The sequence below is a fragment of the Variovorax sp. genome, assembly GCF_965279555.1.
Classification (GTDB): domain Bacteria; phylum Pseudomonadota; class Gammaproteobacteria; order Burkholderiales; family Burkholderiaceae_C; genus Variovorax.
The window spans coordinates 1,589,769-1,608,308 of sequence record NZ_OZ257247.1 but is presented as its reverse complement, the minus strand read 5'-3'; the positions used below and the strand labels follow the sequence as shown (position 1 = coordinate 1,608,308).

The 18,540-nt window shown below is 67.7% G+C and carries 21 protein-coding genes; 8 read left to right on the top strand and 13 right to left on the bottom strand.

The genetic code is table 11. From position 1 onward, the window contains the following. Positions 1–97: 97 nt before the first annotated feature. Positions 98–835, bottom strand: a complete 738-nt coding sequence (phbB, locus tag ACQY8B_RS07705; RefSeq protein WP_422086159.1) for an acetoacetyl-CoA reductase — start codon at positions 833–835, stop codon at positions 98–100. 215 nt (positions 836–1,050) lie between these two features. On the opposite strand from phbB, the gene ACQY8B_RS07700 reads away from it, so the two are divergent. Next, on the top strand, positions 1,051–1,698 hold the full coding sequence (locus tag ACQY8B_RS07700) for a DJ-1/PfpI family protein (RefSeq protein WP_422086158.1): 648 nt from the start codon (positions 1,051–1,053) through the stop codon (positions 1,696–1,698). Next, the gene (locus tag ACQY8B_RS07695) at positions 1,695–2,234 is read left to right on the top strand and encodes a CinA family protein (RefSeq protein ID WP_422086157.1); all 540 of its coding nucleotides are present in this window, start codon (positions 1,695–1,697) and stop codon (positions 2,232–2,234) included. Before ACQY8B_RS07700 ends, ACQY8B_RS07695 begins: the two co-directional genes overlap by 4 nt. Positions 2,235–2,243: 9 nt before the next feature. Here the strand turns inward: ACQY8B_RS07695 and ACQY8B_RS07690 are convergent, their stop codons facing one another. The 5 genes from ACQY8B_RS07690 to ACQY8B_RS07670 are packed head-to-tail and all read right to left on the bottom strand — an operon-like array spanning position 2,244 to position 7,254. Beyond that, positions 2,244–3,254, bottom strand: a complete 1,011-nt coding sequence (locus ACQY8B_RS07690; protein ID WP_422086156.1) for a tripartite tricarboxylate transporter substrate-binding protein — start codon at positions 3,252–3,254, stop codon at positions 2,244–2,246. Positions 3,255–3,290: 36 nt separating this feature from the next. Beyond that, positions 3,291–4,157, bottom strand: a complete 867-nt coding sequence (locus ACQY8B_RS07685) for an HpcH/HpaI aldolase/citrate lyase family protein (protein WP_422086155.1) — start codon at positions 4,155–4,157, stop codon at positions 3,291–3,293. Then, a complete protein-coding gene (locus tag ACQY8B_RS07680; protein WP_422086154.1) occupies positions 4,154–5,335 on the bottom strand; it encodes a CaiB/BaiF CoA transferase family protein in 1,182 nt (393 codons plus the stop codon). Before ACQY8B_RS07680 ends, ACQY8B_RS07685 begins: the two co-directional genes overlap by 4 nt. 17 nt (positions 5,336–5,352) lie before the next feature. Next, positions 5,353–6,249: an FAS1-like dehydratase domain-containing protein gene (locus tag ACQY8B_RS07675; protein ID WP_422086153.1), complete on the bottom strand. Its 897-nt coding sequence runs from the start codon at positions 6,247–6,249 to the stop codon at positions 5,353–5,355. Between the two features lie 27 nt (positions 6,250–6,276). Beyond that, positions 6,277–7,254, bottom strand: a complete 978-nt coding sequence (locus tag ACQY8B_RS07670; RefSeq protein WP_422086152.1) for a tripartite tricarboxylate transporter substrate binding protein — start codon at positions 7,252–7,254, stop codon at positions 6,277–6,279. Between the two features lie 107 nt (positions 7,255–7,361). Here ACQY8B_RS07670 and ACQY8B_RS07665 point away from each other — a divergent pair, with 107 nt between their 5' ends. Next, entirely contained in the window at positions 7,362–8,306 is a 945-nt protein-coding gene (locus ACQY8B_RS07665; RefSeq protein WP_422086151.1) for a LysR family transcriptional regulator, read from the top strand. A 436-nt stretch (positions 8,307–8,742) separates the two neighbouring features. On the opposite strand, the gene ACQY8B_RS07660 is transcribed toward ACQY8B_RS07665, so the two are convergent. Both ACQY8B_RS07660 and yghU read right to left on the bottom strand, forming a co-directional pair. After that, positions 8,743–9,333: an NADPH-dependent FMN reductase gene (locus tag ACQY8B_RS07660; protein ID WP_422086150.1), complete on the bottom strand. Its 591-nt coding sequence runs from the start codon at positions 9,331–9,333 to the stop codon at positions 8,743–8,745. 28 nt (positions 9,334–9,361) lie between these two features. Continuing rightward, entirely contained in the window at positions 9,362–10,240 is an 879-nt protein-coding gene (gene yghU / locus ACQY8B_RS07655) for a glutathione-dependent disulfide-bond oxidoreductase (protein WP_422086149.1), read from the bottom strand. 28 nt (positions 10,241–10,268) lie between these two features. Between yghU and ACQY8B_RS07650 the strand changes: the two genes are divergently transcribed. Next, a complete protein-coding gene (locus ACQY8B_RS07650; protein ID WP_422086148.1) occupies positions 10,269–10,901 on the top strand; it encodes a glutathione S-transferase family protein in 633 nt (210 codons plus the stop codon). A 39-nt stretch (positions 10,902–10,940) separates the two neighbouring features. On the opposite strand, the gene ACQY8B_RS07645 is transcribed toward ACQY8B_RS07650, so the two are convergent. Together ACQY8B_RS07645 and phaC are read right to left on the bottom strand one after the other, a co-directional pair. Next, entirely contained in the window at positions 10,941–12,119 is a 1,179-nt protein-coding gene (locus ACQY8B_RS07645) for an acetyl-CoA C-acetyltransferase (protein ID WP_422086147.1), read from the bottom strand. Between the two features lie 37 nt (positions 12,120–12,156). Next, entirely contained in the window at positions 12,157–13,914 is a 1,758-nt protein-coding gene (gene phaC / locus ACQY8B_RS07640) for a class I poly(R)-hydroxyalkanoic acid synthase (protein ID WP_422089167.1), read from the bottom strand. A gap of 110 nt (positions 13,915–14,024) precedes the next feature. On the opposite strand from phaC, the gene ACQY8B_RS07635 reads away from it, so the two are divergent. Further along, complete coding sequence (locus tag ACQY8B_RS07635) at positions 14,025–14,339, top strand: hypothetical protein (RefSeq protein ID WP_422086146.1); 315 nt, start codon at positions 14,025–14,027, stop codon at positions 14,337–14,339. On the opposite strand, the gene pgeF is transcribed toward ACQY8B_RS07635, so the two are convergent. The 3 genes from pgeF to ACQY8B_RS07620 are packed head-to-tail and all read right to left on the bottom strand — an operon-like array spanning position 14,271 to position 16,611. Beyond that, positions 14,271–15,029: a peptidoglycan editing factor PgeF gene (pgeF, locus tag ACQY8B_RS07630; RefSeq protein ID WP_422086145.1), complete on the bottom strand. Its 759-nt coding sequence runs from the start codon at positions 15,027–15,029 to the stop codon at positions 14,271–14,273. The two genes, ACQY8B_RS07635 and pgeF, sit on opposite strands and share 69 nt — an antisense overlap. A 5-nt stretch (positions 15,030–15,034) precedes the next feature. Further along, positions 15,035–15,673, bottom strand: a complete 639-nt coding sequence (gene maiA / locus ACQY8B_RS07625) for a maleylacetoacetate isomerase (RefSeq protein ID WP_285411103.1) — start codon at positions 15,671–15,673, stop codon at positions 15,035–15,037. A gap of 23 nt (positions 15,674–15,696) precedes the next feature. Continuing rightward, entirely contained in the window at positions 15,697–16,611 is a 915-nt protein-coding gene (locus ACQY8B_RS07620) for a tetratricopeptide repeat protein (protein ID WP_422086144.1), read from the bottom strand. A gap of 114 nt (positions 16,612–16,725) precedes the next feature. On the opposite strand from ACQY8B_RS07620, the gene ACQY8B_RS07615 reads away from it, so the two are divergent. Genes ACQY8B_RS07615 through ACQY8B_RS07605 form a run of 3 tightly spaced genes read left to right on the top strand, consistent with a single transcriptional unit; the run spans position 16,726 to position 18,493 of the window. Beyond that, positions 16,726–17,427 (top strand): fumarylacetoacetate hydrolase family protein, encoded by a 702-nt coding sequence (locus tag ACQY8B_RS07615; protein WP_422086143.1) that lies wholly within the window; start codon positions 16,726–16,728, stop codon positions 17,425–17,427. Between the two features lie 17 nt (positions 17,428–17,444). After that, the gene (locus ACQY8B_RS07610) at positions 17,445–17,996 is read left to right on the top strand and encodes an NUDIX hydrolase (protein WP_422086142.1); all 552 of its coding nucleotides are present in this window, start codon (positions 17,445–17,447) and stop codon (positions 17,994–17,996) included. 14 nt (positions 17,997–18,010) lie between these two features. After that, complete coding sequence (locus tag ACQY8B_RS07605; protein WP_422086141.1) at positions 18,011–18,493, top strand: CreA family protein; 483 nt, start codon at positions 18,011–18,013, stop codon at positions 18,491–18,493. Positions 18,494–18,540: the final 47 nt, after the last annotated feature.

The following is an 18,540-nucleotide window of genomic DNA, read 5'->3' as shown; positions in this document are numbered from 1 at the left end:
AGGTTGCGTCGGATCGGGTTTCCATTCGTAGAAGCCGCATCCGTGAACAAAAAAACCCGCCGAGGCGGGTTTTTTCTTCAGGTGCCAGTCAGCATGTTCAATGCATGTGGAGGCCGCCGTTGACCGAGAAGTCGGCCCCCGTGCTGTAGCCGCCTTCGTCCGTGGCGAGCCACGAGATGATCGAGGCGATTTCGCTCGGCTCGCCCAGGCGCTTTACCGGGATGGTGGCCACGATCTTGTCGAGCACTTCCTGGCGGATGGCCTTGACCATGTCGGTGCCGATGTAGCCCGGGCTCACGGTGTTGACCGTCACGCCCTTGTTGGCCAGTTCCTGCGCCAGCGCCATGGTGAAGCCGTGCATGCCGGCCTTGGCCGCCGAATAGTTGGTCTGGCCCGCCTGGCCCTTGGCGCCGTTCACCGAGCTGATGTTGATGATGCGGCCCCAGCCCTTCTCGACCATGTCGCCCACCACCTGCTTGGTGACGTTGAACATGCTGTTCAGGTTGGTTTCGATGACCGCGCTCCAGTCCTCGGGCGTCATCTTGAGGAACATGCGGTCGCGCGTGATGCCGGCGTTGTTGACCAGCACGTCGATGGGGCCGTGCGCAGCCTTGGCGGCGGAGAAGGCTTCGACGGTGGATTGCCAGTCGCCGACGTTGCCGACCGAGGCGTGGAACTCGAAGCCTTCGGCTTTCTGTTCGGCCAGCCACTTGGCGTAGTCGCGCGTGGGGCCGCAGCCGGCGACCACGGTGAACCCGTCTCTGTGCAGGCGCTGGCAGATGGCTGTTCCGATGCCACCCATGCCCCCGGTGACATATGCAACTTTCTTGCTCATGAGAATTCCTTTATGTACGTAGCAAAAGCCTGAACGGCCGCCTTCACTCTAGCGAGTTTCGGACCACCGAACTCTGAGGAAAACACTGAGCCAGGCTTGCAACCAGCTGTCACGAAGCGCGGCTTCAGCGCAGACTCTATCCTCGCATCCGCGCGTGCACCTGTACGTTCTTGCACGACCGCCAACGCCACGGAAATATCAAGGAGTTCGAAAGTATGAATTTCGGGATCATCATCTTCCCCGACGTCGAGGAGCTCGATTTCATCGGCCCCTGGGAAATGCTCACCATGTGGAGCAAGCTGGCCGGCGGACCCGCCAACTGCCTGATCGTGGCCGAAAAGCGCGAGCCGGTGGCCTGCGCCAAGGGCCTGTCGGTCAACCCGCACGTGTCTTTTGCCGACTGCCCGCCGCTGGACTACCTGCTCGTGCCCGGCGGCATGGGCACCCGGCGCGAGGTCGACAACCCGGTAGTGACCCGTTTCCTGGCCGACCAGGCGCCCGGCTGCCGCGCGCTGCTGTCGGTGTGCACAGGCGCCTTCGTGCTGCACGCGGCCGGGTTGCTCTCTGGCAAGACCGCGACCACGCACTGGGGTTCGCTCGACCGCCTGCGCGCGCTGGGCGACGTGAAGGTGGTCGAGCAACGCTTCGTGCGGGACGGCAACGTCTGGACTTCCGCCGGGGTTTCGGCCGGCACCGACCTGATGCTGGCCTTCATCGCCCACACCGCGGGAGAGGAAGCCGCCGCCAAGGTGCAGCTGCAGGCGGAGTACTACCCGGCCGACACGGTCTACGGCAGCACGGCGAGCCACGAGCGCGCGCCGGCCTACGTGAAGCGCCCCGGCACCCCGTTCGCCAAGCCATGAGCACGTCGCCCTCCTCCATCGATACCCCGGAGACGCTGGCGGTGCTGGCCGCGCGCGTGGGCGAACTGCTGCGTTCGCGGGGCCAGACCGTCTCGGTCGTCGAATCCTCGGCCGGCGGACTGGTGTCGGCCGCGCTGCTCGCCGTGCCGGGCGCGTCGGCGTATTTCCGGGGCGGCGCCGTGGTCTATTCGCGGCGCGCGGGCCGGGCGCTGCTGGGCCTGACAGCCGAAGACATGGCCGGCATGCGCGGCGAGACCGAGCCTTACGCCCGCCTCGTCGCCGGCCGGGTGCGCGACAGCCACCACACGAGCTGGGGCATCAGCGAAAGCGGCGCCGCCGGACCGGCTGGCAGCCCCTACGGCGACGCGCCGGGGCATGTGTGCCTCGCCGTGGTCGGCGGCGCGGCCACGGTCAGCCGCACCATCGAGAACGGCGGCACCGACCGGCCGCTCAACATGGACCTGTTCGCGCGCCAGTTGCTCGCGCTGTTCGAGGAAACACTGCGGGCGCAGCCCGAAGAAGCCCCGCCCGCCTGAAGCGAAGGCTCAGTCCGCCTGCACGCCCGCCGCGCGGATCACCTTGCCCCACTTGTCGACCTCCGCCGCGAGGTGCGTGCGCAGGCTTTCCGGCGTCTGCTTGTCCAGCGGCACGATCTCCGAACTGAGCTCGGCCAGGCGGTGCTTGACCATGTCGTCCTGCAGCGCGGCGCGCAAGGCGACGTTCAGCTTCTCGATCACCGCGGGCGGCGTGCCCTTGGGCGCGTAGATGCCGTGCCACACCCGCACGTCGAAGCCCTTGAGGCCCTGCTCGTCCAGCGTCGGAATGTTCGGCATGCTCGACAGCCGCTTGGGCGTGGTCACGCCGAACACCTTCACCCGGTTGCCGTCCTTGATGACCGGCGCGGTCTGCGTGGTCTGGTCGCACAGCAGGTCGACCTGCCCGCCCATCAGGTCGTTCAGCGCCGGGCCCGCGCCCTTGTAAGGCACGGTGGTGAGCTGCACCCCGATCTGGTTCATGAAGAGCAGCCCGCACAGCTGCGACACCGCCCCCACGCCCGCGTTGGCCAGCGTGACCTTGTCCTTGTTGGCCTTCACGTAGGCCAGCAGTTCCTGGTAGTTGTTGGCCGGGAAGTCCTTGCGCGAGAGCAGCGTCATCGGCACGTCCAGCACCTGGCCGACGTATTCGAAGTCCTTCAGCGGGTCGTAGTTGAGCTTCTTGTAGAGCGCTGGCGCGGTGGCCATGCCCATGTGGTGGATCAGGATGGTGTAGCCGTTGGGCGCCGCCCGGGCCACGCGCGCCGGCGCGATGGTGCCGCCCGCGCCCACCGTGTTCTCGACGATCACCGTCTGGCCGAGCGACTTGCCCATCGGAATGGCGAGCATGCGCGCCACCACGTCGGTCGGGCCGCCCGCGGAATACGGCACGACCATGGTGACGGGCTTTTCCGGCCACGCGGCCTGCGCCGAGGCGGGCGATTGGGCCACCAGCAGGCAGGCGCCCGCCGAGGCGGCTGCGATCAGGGTCTTGAATTTCCAGGTCTTCTTGGTTGCTGTCACTTCTTTGTCTCCTATGGTTATGGGCAGGTATCTGTCTCAGGACGGTGGCGGGGCATCGAGCGCGAGCAGCCGCTCGGCGAGCCGCACGACGGGCGCATCGACCATGCGGCCGTCGAGGCTGACGACGCCGCCCGACGCCCGGATCGCCTCGATCACGCGGCGGGCCCAGGCCAGTTCGTCGGCGCTCGGGCCGAGCGCAGCATGCACCGGCGCGACCTGGTCGGGATGGATGCACAGCTTGGCGCCGAAGCCGCCGCGGCGGGCACGCGCGGTATCGGCCGCGAGGCGTCCCGCATCGCGCCAGTCGGGCGTCACGCCGTCGATGGGTGCGGGCAGCCCGGCGCGGCGCGTGGCCAGCAGCAGCGCCAGGCGCACCGGAACCAGTTCTGCTTCGTCCTCGTCGCAGGCCAGGCCCAGGTCGGCCTGGAAATCGAGATTGCCGAACGCCAGGCGCAGCACTTGCGGAGCGGCGGCCAGCTCGTCGACGGCGGCAAGGCCGGCGGCCGATTCGATCAGCGGCACCAGCAAGCCCCGAGGCCCGACGGCTTCGGCCAGCCGCGCCAGGTCTCCGGCGCTTTCGGCCTTGGGCAATACGACACCGGCGATCAGGCCTTGCCTCGCCAGCTCGCTGACCCGCGCGCAGTCGTCGCCGTGCCACGGCGTGCCCTGGGCGTTCACGCGCACCAGCAGGCGGCCGCGCCGGGCGGCCGGCAATGCGGCAAACGAGGCCGCGAGACCGTCGCGCGCAGCTGCCTTGCGCTCGGGCGCCACGGCGTCTTCCAGATCGACGATCACGCCGCCCGCGCCGGTCGCCAGCGCGCGGGCATGGCGCTCGGGCCGGTCGGCCGGCACGAAGAGAAACGCGCGTGCCAGCGCCAGGGGCACCGGGGACTTGCCGCTCACACCGCCCCCGCCTCGCGCAGCGCCGCGATGTCCGCCTCGCTGCGCCCCAAGCCGCGCAGGATGGCGTCGGTGTGCTGGCCGACCGCCGGAATCGGGTCCATGCGGTAGTCGAACGCGCTCTGCCGCCCGGCGGGCAGCAATGCGGGAATGTCACCGGCCGGCGAGCCCACCTGCCGCCAGCGCTCGCGCGCCTGCAGCTGCGGATGCGCCCAGAGGCCGGCCATGTCGTTCATGCGCGCATTGGCGATCTGCGCGGTGTCGAGCCGCTCGAGCACCTGCGCCGTGCTCAGCGCGCCGAAGGTCTCGACGATCACCGCGCGCAGGGTCTCGCGGTGTTCGTTGCGCCGCGCGTTGCTGTCGAAGCGCGCATCCGTCGCAAGCCCCGGCTGCAGCAGCACCTTCTCGCAGAACACGCGCCATTCGCGCTCGTTCTGCAGACCGAGCATCACCGTGCCGCCGTCGCCCGCGGGGAACGGGCCGTAGGGATAGATGGTGGCGTGCGACGCGGCGCTGCGCGGCGGCGGCGGCGCGCCTTCATAGGCGTAGTACATCGGGTAGCCCATCCACTCGGCCAGCGATTCGAGCATCGACACGTCGATGTGCGAGCCCTTGCCGGTCTTGCCGCGCTGAAGCAGCGCCGCGAGGATGCCGGTGTAGGCGTACATGCCTGCCGCGATGTCGGCGATGGAATTGCCCGACTTGCAGGGCTCGTCGGGCGTGCCCGTGACCGACAGGAAGCCCGCCTCGCTCTGGATCAGCAGGTCGTAGGCCTTCTTGTCGCGGTACGGGCCGTCGTCGCCGTAGCCCGAGATGTCGCACACGATGAGCCTCGGATGCTCCGCCTGCAGCGCCTGTGCGCCTAGCCCCATGCGAGCCGCCGCGCCGGGCGCGAGGTTCTGCACCAGCACGTCGGCATCGGCCACCAGCTGCCGCAGCACCTCGAGCGCGGCGGGCTGCTTGAGGTCGAGCGTGATGCTTTCCTTCGAGCGGTTGACCCACACGAAGTGCGAGGCCTCGCCGTCCACGCGCTCGTCGTAGGCCCGCGCGAAGTCGCCGGCGCCGGGCCGCTCCACCTTGATGACGCGCGCGCCGAGGTCGGCCAGCTGCCGGGTGCAGAAAGGGGCGGCGATGGCGTGTTCGAGAGAAACGACGGTGATGCCGTCCAGTGGCCTGGTCATGTGTTCGTCCTCTCTCTTCAGGCCAGCACGGCCGTGGCCTGCATCGTGAGCCAGCCGTCGGCGTCTTCGCCCCAGAGGCTGAATGTCTTGCCGTCAGCACCCGGCTTGCCGTGCACGCGGAACGGTGCCGTGTCGAAGGTCGGGCGCACCGCGCGGAACTCGAAGCGCGCGAGCTGCGCGCCCGGCACGTTGCTGCGCAGCAGGTCGACCAGCAGCGTCGCGATCAGCGGGCCGTGCACGATCAGGCCCGGATAGCCCTCGACCTTCGTCACGTACCGGCGGTCGTAGTGGATGCGGTGGCCGTTGAAGGTCAGCGCCGAGTAGCGGAACAGCAGCACGTCGTCGGGTGCGATGTCGCGGCTGAAGGCGGCGTCTTTCGGCGCGGGCGTTGGGGGCGGCCCCGATTCGCCGGGCTGCGCTGCGGCGCGGTAGACGATGTCGTGCTCCTCGGTCAGCGCGAGCCCGCGCTCGTTGCGCACCTCATGGCGTACCAGCACGAACACCAGCTCGCCGGTGCGTCCGGCCTTGTGCGTGACCGAGGCGATGGTCGAGGTGCGCTCCACCTTGTCGCCGACCTGCAGCGGATTGCCCGCCTCCCAATTGAGCCGACCGCCGGCCCACATGCGGCGCGGCAGCGGCACCGGCGGCAGGAAGCCGCCGCGCCGGGCGTGGCCGTCTTCGCCGATTTCCGACTGGCGGTGGTGCGGCAGGAAGTACAGCCAGTGCCACAGCTCGGGCAAGCGCGTGCCGGGCACGGGCGCGGCGTCGTCGCGGTCGAGGGTGGCGGAAAGCGCGCGCACGGGCGCGGCGGTGATGTCGTCGGCCAGGGTTTCGCTGCGGCCCTGCCAGGCCTGCAGCTTTGCCAGGGCGGCGTCGTCGATCAGGCGGTGTGTCGGGGAGGTTTGCTCGCTCATGGGTTGGGGTTGCTTCAATGCTTCGGTTCAATCGACCGCGGCGCCGGATGCCTTGACGATGCGCGCCCACTTGGCGAGGTCGTCCTGCAGCAGCTTCGCGAACTGTTCGGAGGAGGTGTCGGGCGCGATCTCCACGCCCTGCTGGTCGAGCTTGTCGCGCAGGTCTTTCGACGCCAGCGCCTTGCGCGTGGCCTCCTGCAATGTCGCCAGCACGTCGGCCGGAACGCCGGCGGGCGCGAACAGGCCGATCCACAGCGTGCCGTTGTAGCCCGGTACCGCCTCGGCAATGGTGGGCACGTCGGGCAACACGGGCGAGCGCTTGTCGCCGCTCACGGCCAGCGCGCGCAGCTTGCCGGCCTTGATGTGCGAGAGCGCCGAAGGCAGGCTCGCGAACACGATCGGCAGTTGCCCGCCCAGCACGTCGTTGAGCGCCGGCGCCACGCCCTTGTACGGCACGTGCTGCAGCGAGATGCCGGCCATGCTGTTGAGCATTTCACCAAGCAGGTGGTTGAGCGTGCCGTTGCCGGCCGAGGCGTACTGGTAGTTCGCGCCCTTCTGCCGCGCGAGCTTCAGGAACTCGGCGAAGTTCTTTGCCGGGAACGACGGGTTGACCAGCAGCACGTTGGGCACCGCGCCGATCAGGCCCACGGGCTTGAAGTCTTTCACCGGGTCGAAGCCGGGGTTCTTGTACAGCGCCGGGTTGATGGCCTGGCTGCTGCTGATGGTCATGAGCAGCGTGTAGCCGTCCTTCGGGCCCTTGGCCACGAGCTGCGTGCCGATGTTGCCGCCCGCACCGGGCCGGTTGTCGACCACCACGCTGGCGTTGTTCATCACTTCGCCGAGCTTCTGGCCCACGAGGCGCCCGACGATGTCGTTGGTGCCGCCGGCCGCCTGCGGCACGACCAGCGTGACGGGGCGCGAGGGGTATGGCTCGGCGCTGGCCGCAGCCGGTTGAACCAGGGTGGCGGCGGCGAGCGCCAGCAGCGCGAATGCGCGAAAGCTCATGTTTCTTGTCTCCATGGCCGCATGGTCGTCGGCACCACCCGCTCGCGCAATCTGCGAATTCGGAACCCAGCCTTCTGCAATTCCGAAGGCTTGACTAAGATCAGGCGATGCTCTTCGACCTCACCGACCTGCGGCTCTTCGTGGCCACGGCCGAACTCGGCAACCTCACGCGGGCCGCCGAGCGCCAGCACCTTTCACTGGCCGCAGCCAGCGCGCGCATCAAGGCGCTGGAAACGCAGGCCGGCCTGCAACTGCTGCAGCGCGAGGCCCGCGGCGTGCGGCTGCTGCCGCCGGGAGAAGCCTTCCTGCACCACGCGCGCCTCGTGCTGCATCAGACCGAACAGCTGCGCGCCGACCTGCTCGAATACGGCGGCGGCCTGCGCGGCCACCTGCGCGTGTTCGCCAATACCACCGCCGTGACCGACTTCCTGCCCGAGATCCTGCCGGGCTTTCTTGCGAACAACCCGCGCATCAACGTCGACCTTCAGGAAAAACCGAATGCTCAGATTCCGCGCGGCGTGCTCGACGGCCGTGCCGACATCGGCATCGTCGCCGGCCGCGTCGACACGCTGGGGCTGGAGGCCATCCACTTCAGCACCGACCGGCTGGTGCTGGTCACATCCCGCAAGCACCGCTTTGCCAGGCGCCGCAGCATCGCCTTTGCCGAGACACTCGACGAAGACGCCATCGGCATGCAGCAGGGCAGCACGCTGCAGACCTTCCTGGCGCAGATCACCGACAACCTGGGCAAGCGCCAGAAGCTGCGCATCCAGCTAGGCAGCTTCGACGCCATGTGCCGGATGATCGGCAGCGGCGTGGGCATTGGCGTGGTGCCCGAGTCGGCCGCGCGGCGCAACCAGGACAGCATGCAGCTCGCGCTGATCGACCTCAGCGATGCGTGGTGCGTGCGGGAGCGCTACCTGCTGGTACGCGACCGGGCGGCGCTGCCGATCTATGCACAGGCGCTGGTGGAAACCTTGTGCCGTCACTACGCCGACGAGGCGCGGGCACTGGAGCAGCCCGATTCACCGCAAGTTGGGCGCGAAACCTGAGCCAATCCGCGTATTCCCCATTTTCTGTGCACAACTTTGGGGGTAACTCATGAGGAGCATTGTAAAAGCGATGCAACTCGTTGTTTTATATAGGTATTCCACACTTTGCCCAAATTTTGAGCGGTGCACAACCTCAGCACGCGAACCTCGGTGGAAAGGCATTTTTCAGCCTGGATTCCTAGCAGAGGATGGCCGGAGTTCGACCTGAACGCTCGATGCGGGGCGAGATTTTTTCGCTGCGTGCCGCGAACTTGCGCGCGGAATCGCACCCGTCCGGGTTACTCCCCATTTTCTGTGCACAACTTTGGGGACAACTCAGGTGGAGCCTTGTAAAAGCAATTTAAGTTGTTGTTTTATAAAGGGATTCAACAACTTGCTTAAATTTTGGGCGGTGAACAAGATGGTCGAGCGCCCGCCAATTTTGAAAGTCCCAGGCTCAATACGGCGGCGCCTTGCGCCCCCGCTGCGCCCGCGCCGCCTCGGTCCACCAGGCCAGGTCGTCAGCGAACCGGCCGAACGAGCGGTCGAGCGATTCGCCCGCGCTCCCCGTCGGCTTGCCCTGCGCGTCCAGCGTCTGCGCGATCGGCCCGACCGCGAGCGTGCTCGACACCACGACCATGCCCATCTCCGACAGGATCGAATGCCACACCGTGCCCGAGCGCACGCCCGAAAAGCGCCCCGCCGAGTAGCTCGCAACCGCGGCGGGCCGCCAGAACCACTCCTCCAGAAAGTGGTCCGTCAGGTTCTTGAGGCCGGGCTGCGGGCCCCAGTTGTATTCGCCGGTCACGAAGACGAAGGCGTCGGCGGTGCGGATCTTTTCGGCCAGCGCTTCCATCGCCGCCGGCGCGGTGCCCTTGGGGTACTCTTTGTACATGCGGTCGAGCATGGGCAGGTCGACGGCCTTGGCATCGATCAGCTCCGCCTGGGCGCCTCGCTCGTTGAGCCCCGCGACGATGTAGTCGGCCAGGCGCACGCCCATGCGGTCGGAGCGGTACGAGCCGTAGAAGACCAGGATCCTGTCGCTCATCGAAGCTCCTTGCTTGTTGCGGGTTGGCTCAGGCCGGCGGTTGCAGCTTGTCCTGCGTGCGGGTGTCGAAGTCTCCGGCGTCGTGCCGCTCGTGCAACTGGCTCGACGGCTGGCCCCAGGTGCGGTTGACCATGCGGCCGCGCTGCACCGCTGGGCGCTGCGCGATCTCGTCGGTCCAGCGCAGCACGTTCTTGTACTCGCCCACCTGAAGAAACTCGCCCGCTTCGTACAGCTGCCCCTTGGCCAGCGTGCCGTACCAGGGCCAGACGGCCATGTCGGCAATGGTGTATTCGCTGCCGGCCAGGTAGCGGCTCTCGGCCAGCCGGCGGTCGAGCACGTCGAGCTGGCGTTTGACTTCCATCGCGAAGCGGTCGATGGCGTATTCGATCTTCGTCGGCGCGTAGGCATAGAAATGCCCGAAGCCGCCGCCCAGGTACGGCGCGCTGCCCATCTGCCAGAACAGCCACGACAGGCATTCGGCGCGGGCCGCGCGCTCGGTCGGCAGGAAGGCGCCGCCGAATTTCTCGGCCAGGTACTGCAGGATCGCGCCCGACTCGAACACCCGGATGGGCGCCGCGCCGCTGCGGTCCAGCAGCGCCGGGATCTTGGAATTCGGGTTCACCGCCACGAAGCCGCTGCCGAACTGGTCGCCGTCGTTGATGCGGATCAGCCAGGCGTCGTACTCGGCACCGGCATGGCCCAGCGCCAGCAGTTCTTCCAGCATCACCGTGACTTTCACGCCGTTGGGCGTCGCGAGCGAATAGAGTTGCAGCGGATGCTTCCCTGCCGGCAGTTCCTTGTCATGGGTGGCACCCGCGATCGGGCGATTGATGTTCGCGAAGCGGCCACCGCTTTCCTTGTTCCAGGACCAGACGGTGGGCGGCGTATAGGCGGTCGTGCCATTCATGCGATGAATTCCAGGAGTTGGACAGACGATGATCATTCTCTACGACTGCGCCACGGCGCCCAGCCCGCGGCGCGCGCGCATCCTGCTTGCCGAGAAGGGCATTGCCCATGAAACGGTGCAGGTCGACCTGGTGCGCGGCGAGCAGTTGAGCGCCGCCTACCGCGAGATCAACCCCCAATGCACGGTACCTGCGTTGCGCACCGAAGAAGACGGCCTCTTGACCGACAACGCCGCCATCGCGGCCTGGCTGGAGGCCCGCTACCCCGAGCCGCCGCTGATGGGCCGCACGCCAGGCGAAAAAGCCGAGATCGCGAGCTGGAACTGGCGCGTGGAATTCGAAGGCCTGCTGGCCATTGCCGAAACCTTGCGCAACGGCTCGCCGGCCATGGCCGACCGCGCCCTGCCCGGCCCGGTGAACTACGCCCAGATTCCCGAACTGGCGCAGCGCGGACTGGCCCGCGTGCAGCACTTCTTCGAGACGCTGAACAAGCGGCTGTCCGGCCGCGAGTTCATCGCCACCGACCGGTTCAGCATTGCCGACATCACCGCCGTGGTGGCGGTGGACTTCGCCCGCGTGGTGCGCGTCAAGCCGGGGGAGCAGCACCCCGAGCTGATGCGCTGGCGTGCCGCGATGGCGCAGCGGCCGTCGATGTCGCGCTGAGCGGCAACGCCAACGGGCGCAAGCGCCCGGTTGCTGCGATCAGCGTTCGATCGTCAGCGCAACGCCCATGCCGCCGCCGATGCACAGCGACGCAATGCCCTTCTTGGCGTTCTGGCGCTGCATTTCGTGCAGCAGCGTCACCAGGATGCGGCAGCCCGACGCGCCGATGGGGTGGCCGATGGCGATGGCGCCGCCGTTGACGTTCACCTTGTTCACGTCCCAGCCCATTTCCTTGTTCACGGCGCAGGCCTGTGCGGCGAAGGCTTCGTTGATCTCGAGCAGGTCGAGGTCGGCGGCCTTCCAGCCGGCGCGCTGCAGCGCCTTGGTCGACGCGGGCACCGGGCCCATGCCCATGATGGCGGGGTCGAGGCCGGCGGTGGCGTAGCTGGCGATGCGGCCCAGCGGCTTCAGGCCGAGGGCGGCGGCCTTCTTGGCCGTCATGACCATCACGGCAGCGGCGCCGTCGTTCAGGCCCGAGGCATTGCCCGCGGTCACGCCGCCGGCCTTGTCGAAGGCGGGGCGCAGGCCGGCCAGGCCTTCGGCGCTGGTCTTGCGGTTGATGAACTCGTCCTGGTTGAAGATGACGGGGTCGCCCTTCTTCTGCGGAATGCTCACGCCGACGATCTCGTCCTTGAACTTGCCGGCGTCCTGCGCGGCGGCGGCCTTGGTCTGGCTGCCCAGCGCCAGCTCGTCTTGCGCGGCGCGGTCGATGCCGAACTTCTTGGCCACGTTCTCGGCGGTGATGCCCATGTGGTACTGGTTGTAGACGTCCCACAGGCCGTCCACGATCATGGTGTCGACCAGCTTCCAGTCGCCCATGCGCTGGCCGTTGCGCGAGTTGGGCAGCACGTGCGGCGCGGCGCTCATGTTTTCCTGGCCGCCGGCAATCACGATCTCGCTGTCGCCGGTGGCAACGGCCTGGGCCGCCAGCATCACGGCCTTCAGGCCCGAGCCGCACACGGCGTTGATGGTGAGCGCCGGCGTTTCCTTGGTGCCGCCGCCCTTCAGCCATGCCTGGCGCGCGGGGTTCTGGCCGGCGCCGGCCGCGAGCACCTGGCCCATGATGGCCTCGCCGACCTGGTCGGCCGTGAGGTTGGCGCGCGCGATCACTTCCTTGATGACGATGGCGCCCAGCTCGGTGGCCGGAATGCCGGCGAGCGAGCCGCCGAACTTGCCGACAGCCGTGCGCGCAGCCGAAACGATGACGATGTCTTCCATGAGGTTCTCCGTTGAAGTGATTTGAAATCTGTTGCGCTCAGGCCTTGGCCTTCACATAGCGGCCCGGAGCCGGCTCGATGGCTTTGTAGGCCTTGCCGTTGCCGTACGCCTTGGGTGCGGGGATCTGTTTGCCCGCGTGTCCCTTGAGCCATTGTGCCCAGTCGGTCCACCAGCTGCCGGGGTGTTCCTGCGCGCCGGCGAGCCATTCGGGCTGGGTCTTGGGAAACTTGCCGTCCTCGCGTATCCAGTGGCTGCGCTTTTTCTTGGCGGGCGGGTTGATCACGCCGGCGATGTGGCCCGACGCGCCCATCACGAAGCGCTTCTTGCCCGGCAGCAGCTGCGTGGAGGCATAAGCGCCCCCGATGGGCACGATGTGGTCTTCGCGCGAGCCGTAGATGTAGGCCGGAATGTCGATGCTGCCCAGGTCGATCTTCTCGCCGCACACGGTGAGCGCATTGGGCTTGGCCAGCTTGTTCTCGTGGTACGTGTTGCGCAGGTACCAGGCATAGAACGGCCCCGGCAGGTTGGTGGCGTCGCTGTTCCAGTACAGCAGGTCGAACGGCGGCGGGGTCTCGCCCTTCAGGTAGTTGCCGACCACGTAGTTCCACACCAGGTCGTTCGGCCGCAGGAAGCTGAAGGTGGAGGCCAGGTCGCCGCCCGGCAGCAGGCCGCCCTTGCCGAGCTGCATTTCGCGGTACTGCACCATCTGCTCGTCCACGAAGATGTCGAGGATGCCGGTGTCGCTGAAATCGAGGAAGGTGGTCAGCAGCGTGACCGACGCGGCCGGCTTCTCGCCGCGCGCCGCAAGCACCGCCAGCGCGGTGCTCAGGATGGTGCCGCCCACGCAGAAGCCCAGCGTGTTGATCTGCTTGGCCCCGCTGATTTCCTGCACCGTGTGGATGGCCTTGATGGCGGCGTTTTCGATGTAGTCGTCCCAGGTCGCCTTGTCCATCGACTCGTCGGGGTTGCGCCAGCTCACCACGAACACGCGGTGGCCCTGCTCGTTCGCATAGCGAATGAGCGAGTTCTCTGGCTGCAGGTCAAGGATGTAGAACTTGTTGATGCACGGCGGCACCAGCAGGAACGGCCGCTCGTACACCTTGGCGGTGAGGGGCTTGTACTCGAGCAGCTGGAAATATTCGTTCTCGAAGACCACCGCGCCCTCGGTGGTGGCCACGTTGCGGCCCACCTCGAAGGCGCTCTCGTCGGTCATGCTGACGTGGCCCTGCTTCATGTCGTGCAGCAGGTTCTGGATGCCCTTGGCGATGCTCTCGCCCTGGGTGTCGATGGCCTTCTTCTGGGCTTCTGCATTGAAGGCGAGCGAATTGCTGGGCGACGAGGCGGCCATCCATTGCTCGACCGCGAAGCGCATGCGCGCCTTGGTCTTCTCGTCGGCGTCGATGGCCTCGGCCATGCTGAGCATGGTGCGACCATTGAGCAGGTACACGGCCGCCGAGAAGGCCGACAGCGGGTTGCTGCCCCAGGCTTCGCTGGCGAAGCGCTTGTCGCCCTCGGGCCTGGCGTCGAAACCTCGGCGCCAGAGATCGGTTGCTTCTGCAACGTACTGTTGCTGGATGGACTGGAGCTTTTCGGGGTCGATGGACAGCTTCGGCAGCTCGGGCAGCTTCGACGGCGACATCTGCGGCATCTGCCACAGCGGCGTGCCGCCGACATTGAAGGCCGTGGCCCCTTGCGTGGCGGACTGCTGGAATGCTTCCAGCGCCTTGGTCCATCCCTCGGTCATTGCTTGCTGGAAGGGCGCGAACGCATCGGCCCCCGCGGCTTGTTGCTTCATCATGTCTCCTGGTCCTCGCCTGAAACGAAACGGATGGCTTGCGTGATTTGAGTATCCTGCATTCACAAGGCACCCACAACGCCGCCCTTTCCCTTACCGACTGAAATCCCGTGTTTATCCATTTGATCGTGATCGGCTGGCTCTACGTCGCACTCATGATGGCGGTGGCCGAAGCCACCAACACCACGGGCACGGTGCTTGGCGCCATCTTCACATTTCTTTTGTACGGATTGGCGCCGCTGGCACTGGTGGTTTACCTGATGAGTACCCCGGCGCGGCGCCGGGCTATCAAGCAGCGCGAGGCCGAGGCGCAGGAAGCCGCACGCCGCGCAGCCAAGGCCGAAGAAGCAACGCCCTCAGACCTTCCAGACCAGCGCGGCGAAGCGCCCGCTGACGCCGTCGCGCCGGTGCGAAAAGAACCGTGAGCTATTGGCGACGGTGCACCAGCCGTCGGTGCCGTCGTTGCCATGCACCGCCGCGATCCCGGCTGCCTTCAGGCGCTGGCGCGCGAGCGCGGGCAGGTCGGCCAGCCACTTGCCGTCGGATGCCGAGGGGCGAAAGCACGCGGCAGCCTCGGGCGCGTGCGCCTCGAACGCGGCCTTGACCTCGGGGCCGACCTCGAAGGCCTTCGGGCCGATGCAAGGCCCCAGCCATGCGATGACCTTGCCGGACGAGTCCGATGCGAACGACCGTGCGGTTTGCTCGAGCACACCGCCTGCCAGTCCGCGCCAACCGGCATGGGCTGCCGCCACACGGTGGCCAGCTTCGTCGGTGAAGAGAACCGGGAGGCAGTCGGCCACCATGATGGTGCAGGCCAGCCCAGTGGCGGTGGCGGTGCAGGCATCGGCCGCCGTGCCGTCGCGCACCATGTGCCGCCCGTCGTCGAGGGCGACCACGCCGGTGCCGTGCACCTGCTGCAGGAAGACCGGCCGCGCATCGACGGCCTCGCGCAAGCGCCTGCGGTTCTCCGCGACATGCGCGGCATCGTCGGCCACATGGTCGCCGAGGTTCAGGCTCTGGTAGCGCCCCTGCGAAACCCCGCCGTCGCGCGTGGTGCATACCGCCCGCACGTTCGGCGGCGCGGGCCACTCGGGCACGAGCCAGCGCGCATCCATCGGCTTCAGGCTTCCGCGTCGGGCGCCCGCGAAGGCTGCGCGCGCTGGAAGGCATCGAGCTCCATGCAGGCCTCGAAGGCGGCCATGGTGCGCGGCAGGCCGCTGAAGTCGCAGTCGAAGCGGCGGCCGTTGAAGATCTGCGGCACCAGGCAGCAGTCGGCCATGGTGGGAGTGTTGCCCCAGCAGTAGGTGCTGGCGGGGTGCTGCGCGAGCTGGCGTTCGAAGGCCAGCATGCCGTCGCGCACCCAGTGGCGGTACCAGTTGTTCTTGGCTTCCTCGTCGAGCTTCAGGTCCTTCACGAGGTACTTGAGCACGCGCAGGTTGTTGAGCGGATGGATCTCGCAGGCGATCGACTGCGACAGCGCCCGCACATGGGCGCGGCCGGCCGGGTCGCTGGGCAGCAGCGGCGGCTCGGGGTGCACTTCGTCGAGGTATTCCATGATGGCCATCGACTGAGAGAAGCGCTCGCCCTCGTCTTCGAGCAAGGGCACCAGCATGTCGGCGGAGATGGCGGGATAGGAGCCGGTGCGGTGTTCGCCGCGCGCAATGTGCACGGGAACGTACTCGTAGTCGAGGCCCTTCAGGTTGAGGGCGATGCGCACGCGGAACGAGGAAGAGGAGCGGAAATAGTTGTGCAGCTTCATGATTTTCCGAGCATAGCGCGCCCTCAGGCGCGCGGCACTCCCGGCAGCAGGCAGCGCAGCTCGCCCAGCACGGATCCCGGCGCCGCTGTTTCGCGCCATTCGGCCAGGATGCGCAGCGCGGCGCCCTCCTCCCGGGCCGCAATGCCCAGGCGCCACGGGCCGCGCGCGCCGGGCGGCTCGCCGGGTTCGTGGTCATGCCCCTCGCCGTAGGGGCGCCCTTCGGAGCAGGCGCGGCAGAGCACCTGCATGCTGGTGGTCCAGTTCTCGGCACTGGCATCGGCCGCCTCGAAGCGCCGGATGAGCGCGTCGATGTCGTCCTGCGTCACGCCCTCGACCGTCACTTCGTAGGTGCCGTGCTCCGAGGGCGCAATCAGCTCCAGCGCGTCGAACACCGGCACCTCGCGCTCGCCGCGCATGCGGTAGCCGTTGGCCGCGCCGTCGTGCAGCACCAGGTCGCCCCAGCGGTGCCCGCAGGCCGGCGTCGGCACGCTGCGCAGGATGGCACGGGCCGGGTCGATACGGTCTGCCCACACCACCTCGCTGGCCTCGTCGCCATGCACGCGGATGGGCGTGAGGCCGACGAAGAAGTCGATCGGCCCTTCGCCGTCCGGAATGCCGATGCCGTACTGGCGCCACGCGCGCCGCGCCGTAGCCCAGTCGCCCAGCGCCGTGGCGGCAATGCCCAGGTTCCAGAGCGCGCCTTCGTTGCCCGGCTCGCACTGCACCGCGCGGGCATTGGCCTGCAGCGAGGCGGCCCAGTCGCCGCGGTACTTGTGGATGAGCCCGGCGTTGTACCAGGGCGCCGCCCAGTACGGGTGGACGGCGCTGGCCTGTGCGTAGGCTTCGAGCGCTCCGTCCTGGTCGCCCTCATCGTCGCGCCGTCGGCCGAGTTCGTTGAAGGCGGTGGCTTTGCCGGCTTTGCCGAGTCGGATGGGCATGGTGAAAACTCGAAACGGGGAAATGGGTTGCGCGAGACGCGCTATTGTGGGCCTCCCGCCTCTGGCACACTGCCGGTTTCCCCGCCAGGTTTCGCTGAAAAAGGACACGTCGCAATGGCTTCCGAGTTTGTCTTCGCCCCGCCCGCCACCGTTTCGGTTCCGGTGGCCGGCCAGTCCAGCCGCTTTCCGGTGCACCGCATCTACTGCGTGGGCCGCAACTACGAAGATCACGCCAAGGAAATGGGCTTCACCGGCCGCGAGCCGCCCTTCTTCTTCATGAAGCCGGCCGACGCGCTGGTGCCGGTCGATGCCGGCCAGACCGGCACCATGGCCTACCCCACGCTCACCAAGAACCTGCACCACGAGATCGAGCTGGTGGTGGCCATCGGCACCGGCGGCAAGAACATCCTGGCCGCCGATGCCCACAAGCATATCTACGGCTACGCGGTCGGCCTCGACATGACGCGCCGCGACCTGCAGAACGACATGAAGAAACAGGGCCGCCCCTGGGACATCGGCAAGAGCTTCGAGCAGAGCGCGCCCATCGGCCCGATCGTTCCGGTGGCACAAGCCGGCGACGCGGAAAAGGCCGGGATCTCCCTGCAGGTGAACGGCGCCGACCGCCAGCGCAGCAACGTGAGCAAGCTGATCTGGAACGTGGCCGAGACCATCGAGCACCTGTCGGCTGCGTGGGAGCTGCAGCCCGGCGACCTGATCTTCACGGGCACGCCCGAAGGCGTGGCTGCCGTGGTGGCCGGCGACACGCTGGTGGGCGAAGTCGCGGGCCTGCCGACGCTGACCGTCAGGATCGCCTGAAAGCTGCGGACGGCTTCATGCTCCTGCGCGTTCCCATCAAGCACTGCAAGAACTGCGGCACCGCCGTGGTCTACCGCATTCCGGACGACGGCGACACCAAGCAGCGCGCCATCTGCCCGGCCTGCCACACCGTCCACTACGAGAACCCGCTCAACGTGGTCGGCACCATTCCGGTCCTGGGCGACAAGGTGTTGCTGTGCAAGCGCAACATCGAGCCGCGCTGGGGCAAGTGGACCCTGCCCGCCGGCTTCATGGAACTCGAGGAGACCACCGCCCAGGGCGCGGTCCGCGAGACCGACGAAGAGGCCGGCGCGAACTTCGAGATGGAAGGCCTGTTCTCGGTGATCAGCGTCGTGCGCGTGGGCCAGGTCCACCTGTTCTACCGTGCCCGCCTGCTCGACGACAAGTTCGACCCCGGCCACGAGACCATCGAGGCGAAGCTCTTCACCGAGGAAGAGATTCCGTGGGAAGAAATCGCCTTTCGCACCGTGCGCGAAACGCTCGAGCACTTCTTCGAAGACCGCCGGCGCGGCAGCTTCGACCGCGTCCACACCATCGACCTCATCTGAAACCACTCGACACCATGACACTTAGCTCCACCCTGCTGCGCACCGCGCTCGGCCTCGGGTTCATCCTGGCCACGACGGCGCACGCGGAAACGGTGGGCGACGTCGACACCGCCTTCAAGCTCATCGGCCCTGACCACAAGATCGTGATCGAGGCCTACGACGACCCCAAGGTCAACGGCGTCACCTGCTATGTGTCGCGCGCCAAGACCGGCGGGCTGGCCGGTGCGTTCGGTGTGGCGGAGGACAAGTCCGAAGCCTCCATCGCCTGCCGCCAGGTCGGCCCCGTGAGCATCACGCAGCCGCTGCCCAAGCGCGAAGAGGTCTACAGCGAGCGGCTTTCGGTGCTCTTCAAGCGGCTGCGCGTGGTGCGCATGGTCGACCCCAAGCGCAACACGCTGGTCTACCTGACTTACTCCGACCTGCTGGTCGACGGCTCGCCGAAGAACAGCGTGACCGCCGTGCCCATCGACCGCGGAACGCCGATCCCGCTCAAGTAGCGCCGGCACCCACCGCCCCTTTGCTGCCCTGCACTTCCCGGGGAGCC

Coding starts and splice junctions, on each gene's coding strand:
- phbB (WP_422086159.1), bottom strand. CDS start 835: ATGAGCAAGAAAGTTGCATATGTCACCGGGGGCATGGGTGGCATCGGA.
- ACQY8B_RS07700 (WP_422086158.1), top strand. CDS start 1,051: ATGAATTTCGGGATCATCATCTTCCCCGACGTCGAGGAGCTCGATTTC.
- ACQY8B_RS07695 (WP_422086157.1), top strand. CDS start 1,695: ATGAGCACGTCGCCCTCCTCCATCGATACCCCGGAGACGCTGGCGGTG.
- ACQY8B_RS07680 (WP_422086154.1), bottom strand. CDS start 5,335: ATGACCAGGCCACTGGACGGCATCACCGTCGTTTCTCTCGAACACGCC.
- ACQY8B_RS07675 (WP_422086153.1), bottom strand. CDS start 6,249: ATGAGCGAGCAAACCTCCCCGACACACCGCCTGATCGACGACGCCGCC.
- ACQY8B_RS07670 (WP_422086152.1), bottom strand. CDS start 7,254: ATGAGCTTTCGCGCATTCGCGCTGCTGGCGCTCGCCGCCGCCACCCTG.
- ACQY8B_RS07665 (WP_422086151.1), top strand. CDS start 7,362: ATGCTCTTCGACCTCACCGACCTGCGGCTCTTCGTGGCCACGGCCGAA.
- ACQY8B_RS07660 (WP_422086150.1), bottom strand. CDS start 9,333: ATGAGCGACAGGATCCTGGTCTTCTACGGCTCGTACCGCTCCGACCGC.
- yghU (WP_422086149.1), bottom strand. CDS start 10,240: ATGAATGGCACGACCGCCTATACGCCGCCCACCGTCTGGTCCTGGAAC.
- ACQY8B_RS07650 (WP_422086148.1), top strand. CDS start 10,269: ATGATCATTCTCTACGACTGCGCCACGGCGCCCAGCCCGCGGCGCGCG.
- ACQY8B_RS07645 (WP_422086147.1), bottom strand. CDS start 12,119: ATGGAAGACATCGTCATCGTTTCGGCTGCGCGCACGGCTGTCGGCAAG.
- phaC (WP_422089167.1), bottom strand. CDS start 13,914: ATGAAGCAACAAGCCGCGGGGGCCGATGCGTTCGCGCCCTTCCAGCAA.
- pgeF (WP_422086145.1), bottom strand. CDS start 15,029: ATGGATGCGCGCTGGCTCGTGCCCGAGTGGCCCGCGCCGCCGAACGTG.
- maiA (WP_285411103.1), bottom strand. CDS start 15,673: ATGAAGCTGCACAACTATTTCCGCTCCTCTTCCTCGTTCCGCGTGCGC.
- ACQY8B_RS07620 (WP_422086144.1), bottom strand. CDS start 16,611: ATGCCCATCCGACTCGGCAAAGCCGGCAAAGCCACCGCCTTCAACGAA.
- ACQY8B_RS07615 (WP_422086143.1), top strand. CDS start 16,726: ATGGCTTCCGAGTTTGTCTTCGCCCCGCCCGCCACCGTTTCGGTTCCG.
- ACQY8B_RS07610 (WP_422086142.1), top strand. CDS start 17,445: ATGCTCCTGCGCGTTCCCATCAAGCACTGCAAGAACTGCGGCACCGCC.
- ACQY8B_RS07605 (WP_422086141.1), top strand. CDS start 18,011: ATGACACTTAGCTCCACCCTGCTGCGCACCGCGCTCGGCCTCGGGTTC.